This is a genomic window from Actinosynnema sp. (assembly GCF_052038725.1).
In genome coordinates, this window is record NZ_JBQGCX010001446.1 from 1 (window position 1) to 4,221 (window position 4,221).

Annotated in this window: 5 protein-coding genes; 2 read left to right on the top strand and 3 right to left on the bottom strand. The window is 71.9% G+C overall.

What is annotated here, in order from left to right:
- The first annotated feature begins 202 nt into the window (after nt 1–202).
- Complete coding sequence (locus tag ACTUAL_RS30580) at nt 203–1,165, top strand: ricin-type beta-trefoil lectin domain protein (RefSeq protein WP_440902661.1); 963 nt, start codon at nt 203–205, stop codon at nt 1,163–1,165.
- Nucleotides 1,166–1,396: 231 nt separating this feature from the next.
- The gene (locus tag ACTUAL_RS30585) at nt 1,397–2,356 is read left to right on the top strand and encodes an SdrD B-like domain-containing protein (RefSeq protein ID WP_440902662.1); all 960 of its coding nucleotides are present in this window, start codon (nt 1,397–1,399) and stop codon (nt 2,354–2,356) included.
- 71 nt (nt 2,357–2,427) lie between these two features.
- Here the strand turns inward: ACTUAL_RS30585 and ACTUAL_RS30590 are convergent, their stop codons facing one another.
- The 3 genes from ACTUAL_RS30590 to ACTUAL_RS30600 all read right to left on the bottom strand — a co-directional run.
- Complete coding sequence (locus ACTUAL_RS30590; protein ID WP_440902663.1) at nt 2,428–3,264, bottom strand: alpha/beta fold hydrolase; 837 nt, start codon at nt 3,262–3,264, stop codon at nt 2,428–2,430.
- Between the two features lie 111 nt (nt 3,265–3,375).
- Nucleotides 3,376–3,681: a winged helix-turn-helix domain-containing protein gene (locus ACTUAL_RS30595; RefSeq protein ID WP_440902664.1), complete on the bottom strand. Its 306-nt coding sequence runs from the start codon at nt 3,679–3,681 to the stop codon at nt 3,376–3,378.
- Nucleotides 3,678–4,221: hypothetical protein (locus ACTUAL_RS30600; RefSeq protein ID WP_440902665.1), on the bottom strand; the 544-nt coding region annotated here is incomplete at its 5' end. The genes ACTUAL_RS30600 and ACTUAL_RS30595, both read right to left, overlap by 4 nt.

A 4,221-nucleotide genomic window follows, 5' to 3' on the forward strand; every position in this document is an offset into this window, starting at 1 on the left:
AGGGGGGACCCCTTGAAGCAGTTATTTCCTTGCGGCGCAAGCGATTTTCCGCGTTGCTCCACAAGGGAGGGTGATTGGGCCATCAGGTCTATACCGGGGCGCGCCGATCTCGATCTAGCATCGCTTCGGCGGTGGCGCTCGTCCGCCGCACTAGGGGGCTAGTCGTATGAGACGCTGGTTGTCCGTGGCGTGCGCAGCTTTCGTGGCACTCCCGCTGGGGGCGGGCATCGCGCAGGCCGAGGAGCCGGTCGAGCAGCAGGACCGCGTGGGGATCTCGGTCAGCGAGCTGACCGAGAAGCCGTACGCGGACGCGCGCCCCGCTTCCCAGAGGCGCCAGGAGGGGGTTTCCGCCCAGGCCGTGGGCAGCAACGTCGTGGCCGGTCGGGTCTGGACCGACACCAACGGCGACGGCTCCCGGGGCGACAGCGAGCCGGACAAGTCGACCGAGGTGCGCCTCGTCTTCGAGGAGGACGGTGAGCGCTGGTACTACTCGACGTACACGCAGAACGGCGCGTACGCGTTCTACGACCTCCCGGCGAACACCTACAAGGTCTACATCGACACCGACCCGAGGAACTCGAGGCTCATCCCCACGAAGCTGGGCGTCGGCGGTGACCGGCAGCGCGATTCCGACCTGCTCGGCCCGAACGCCCTGAGCCTGCCGATCCACTTCGCCGACAACGGCCCCGCGCAGCGCGGCGTCGACGGCGGCTTCATCACGTCCCAGTACTACTTCGGCTACCAGGTCAAGAACGGCGCCAGCAACTGGTGCCTCGACCAGGAGTCCCCGCAGGGCACCCCGACCACCAAGGTCGGTGTCCACCACTGCAACGGCGGCATCAACCAGGTGTGGGACGTCGTCTGGGACTACGACGCGGGCATGGGCGTCTACTGGTTCGAGAACTTCGCGTCCGCGCACTGCCTCGACCAGGAGTACCCGAACAACCAGCAGACCCCGCGCGTCGGCGCCTACCCGTGCAACGGCGGCACCAACCAGAAGTGGGTCGTGCACCACAACGAGCTCTACGGCGAGCCCGCCCTGGCGATCAACCAGCGCAGCGGCTACTGCCTCGACCAGGAGGCCCCGACCGGCACGCCGACCACGGTGCTCGGCGCGTACCTGTGCAACGGTGGCGCGAACCAGAAGTGGTACCTGAACGACTGACGTTCCACCCGTAGCACCACCCCGGCCGGGTCACGCGACGCGCGTGGCCCGGCCGGTTCGCGTCCCGGCGTGTCGACCGCTCCCGCCGCTGCCCCGAACGGGTGGGCACCGCGGTGTCTCGGCGTCACCGTCTCAGCGATCTTCAGCCCCTCGGCCGCTGTGTCCGCCGTCACGAGCTTCTACCATCGCGCTGGCGGCGGCGTCCGACCGCCGTCCTAGGTGGTGAAGACCATGAGGCGCTTGGCCGCGGTCGTGTGCGCGCTGGCACTCCTCCCGCTCGGGGCGATGACCGCTCAAGCCCAAGCCGACCCGGCGGACCGATCACCGGGTGTCGAGCGGCAGAAGTTGCCGCCCAAGCGGAGCGGTGTGCCCTACAAGGCGGCGTCCGGGAGCGCGGCGGTCAGCCAGAACACCGTCTCCGGCCTGGTCTGGGTGGACGCCAACGGTGACGGGGTGCGGTCCAACACCGAGGTGGCCGCGCGGCTGGAGGTCTTCCTCTGGACCTTCGACGACACCGAGGGGTGGATGTTCCGGACCACGTTCTCCGACAAGGGCTTCTACAGCTTCACGGACCTGCCCGCCGACAAGTACCTCGTGCAGGTCGTCATCCCGGACGGCTACCGCGCCACCGCGTTCGGCGCGGGCGGCGACCGCTCGCGCGACTCGGACGTGGTCGGCTACTCCGCCGACAGCACCCCGCTCACCTTCACCGACGTCGGTCCCCGCACCCGCTGGGTCGACGCGGGCATCACGCCCGGCGAGCCCACCGGGACCCCGGTGCGCAACTCCTCCAGCGGCTGGTGCCTCGACCAGGAGTCGCCCAGCGGCGTGGCGACCAGCGGCGTCGGGGCCTACGGCTGCAACGGCGGCCTGAACCAGCACTGGTTCCTGGTCTGGTACCGCCCCGACGTCGCCGAGGTCTGGAACACCGCGCCGCCCGTGGACTGCCTCGACCAGGAGTCGCCCAGCGGCGTGCCGACCAGCGGCGTCGGCGCGTACCAGTGCAACGACGGCCAGAACCAGCGCTGGGTCGTGCGGCACGACGAGGAGACCGGCAGCGAGGAGGTCCAGTTCGTCAACCTGAGCAGCGGCGACTGCCTCGACCAGGAGGCCCCGCGCGGCACGCCGACCACCGGCGTCGGCGCGTACGGCTGCAACGGCGGGCGCAACCAGCGCTGGACCCTCGGCTGACCCGCCCGCGGGGCGCTCCCGGTCGTGGAGCGCCCCGCGGCCGGACCCGGAACGTCAGCGGCCCCGGAGCGTCAGCGGGCCAGGAACTCCAGCACCACCCGGTTCCACTCCTCGGCGTGGCTCACGTTCACCCCGTGCGGCCCGCCCGCCACCACGTGCGCCTCGCTGCCGGGGATCGCCGCGTGCACCCGTTCACCGGACCCCTCGTACGGCACCGTCGCGTCGCTGTCGCCGTGGATCACCAGCGTCGGCACGGTGATCGCGGGCAGGTCGCCCCGGAAGTCGGTGCCCGCCCACGCCGCCAGGCAGCCCAGCGCCGCCCGGGGGTCGGCCTCGTCGCACAGCGCCCGCGCCTCCCGCCACTGCTCCTGGGTGACCTTCAGCTCGCCGTCGACGGAGAAGAAGTCGGTGACGAACGTGTCGTAGAACGTGCTCTCGTCGTCCCTGAGCCCGGCGGCCAGCTCCTCGGCCTTCTCGGCGGGCAGCGGTCCCTCCGGGTTGTCGTCGGTGCGCGCCAGGTACGGCGGCACGGCCGAGGCGAACACGACGCCCCGCAGCCGCTCCTGTCCGTACCTGGCCACGTACCGGGCGACCTCGCCGCCGCCCATGGAGAACCCGACCAGCACCACGTCGGTCAGCTCCAGCTGGGTCAGCAGGTGGTGCAGGTCCTCGGCGAGCGTGTCGTACTCGTAGCCCCCGCGCGGCTTGTCGCTGCGCCCGAAGCCCCGCCGGTCGTAGGTGATCACCCGGTGACCGGCCGCGGCCAGCGCGGGCACCTGGAGCTTCCACGACTCGCCGGACAGCGGCCACCCGTGGATCAGCACGACCGGGCGGCCTGGACCGCCGGTGTCGTCCACGTGCAGGTTGGTGTCCTTGAACAGCCCGTGGTGCGCGGTGATCTCGGCCATGTGCCCTGAACTCCTCCGGGTGGCGGGTGTTCCACCCGGCGTACCCGAGGCGAGTCAGCGGAAACGCCGCCCCCGTCCGGGCGAGGCATCGCCCGGACGGGGGCCGGGACGTCACCGCCCGTGGCGCTCCAGCAGGGCCCGCAGCGCCGCCATCTCCCGCGCCAGCGCCCCGCGCCCCTCGGCGGTGATGCCGACCCACGTGCGCGGTCGCCTGCCCTCGTAGCCCTTCTCCACCGCGACCAGCCCGGCCTCCTCCAGCACGGCGATGTGCCGGGACAGGTTGCCCGCCGTCAGCTCCAGCGTGCTCTTGAGGTACCCGAACTCCACCCGGTCGGCCTCGGCGGTCACGGTCAGGATGCCGAGCCGGTGGCGCTGGTGCACCACGTCGTCCAGGCCTGCGGTGGGGTGTTCGCTCACCGGCGCACCCTACTCAGCACGAGAGCGACGAGCCCACCGACGATCGCGGTGGCGCCGGGGAGCAGCACGTCCTTGGCCGCGAACAGCACCTCCTCCATTCCGGTCGCCGGGTCGGGTCGCCACCCCAGCCGCCAGAACACCGAGCCCATCCAGCTGCCGTTGGCCAGCAGGGTGAACCACGAGTACCCGAGCGCGACCGCCCCGCACCACGCGCTGCGCTCGCGCCAGGCCAGCACGAGCAGCCCGGCGGCGAACAGCAGCAGCCCGCCGGTCTTGGACACCACCGCCGCGCCCAGCACCGAGGTCAGCGTGAACCCGGCGACCAGTGCCACCCGGTACCCGCGCGTGCGCCCGAACTCCCGCTCGGAGAGCACCGCCAGCACCACCGGCACGGCCAGGAACACCGTCGACTCCAGCACGGCGGCCTTGGCCCCGAACCGCAGGTGGCTGACCGGCTCGGCGGCGACGGCCCGCACCAGCGACACGCCCAGCACCACCAGCAGCCCGGCCAGGGTGACCCCCGCGTACGCCTTCGTGGAG

Coding starts and splice junctions, on each gene's coding strand:
- ACTUAL_RS30585 (WP_440902662.1), top strand. CDS start 1,397: ATGAGGCGCTTGGCCGCGGTCGTGTGCGCGCTGGCACTCCTCCCGCTC.
- ACTUAL_RS30590 (WP_440902663.1), bottom strand. CDS start 3,264: ATGGCCGAGATCACCGCGCACCACGGGCTGTTCAAGGACACCAACCTG.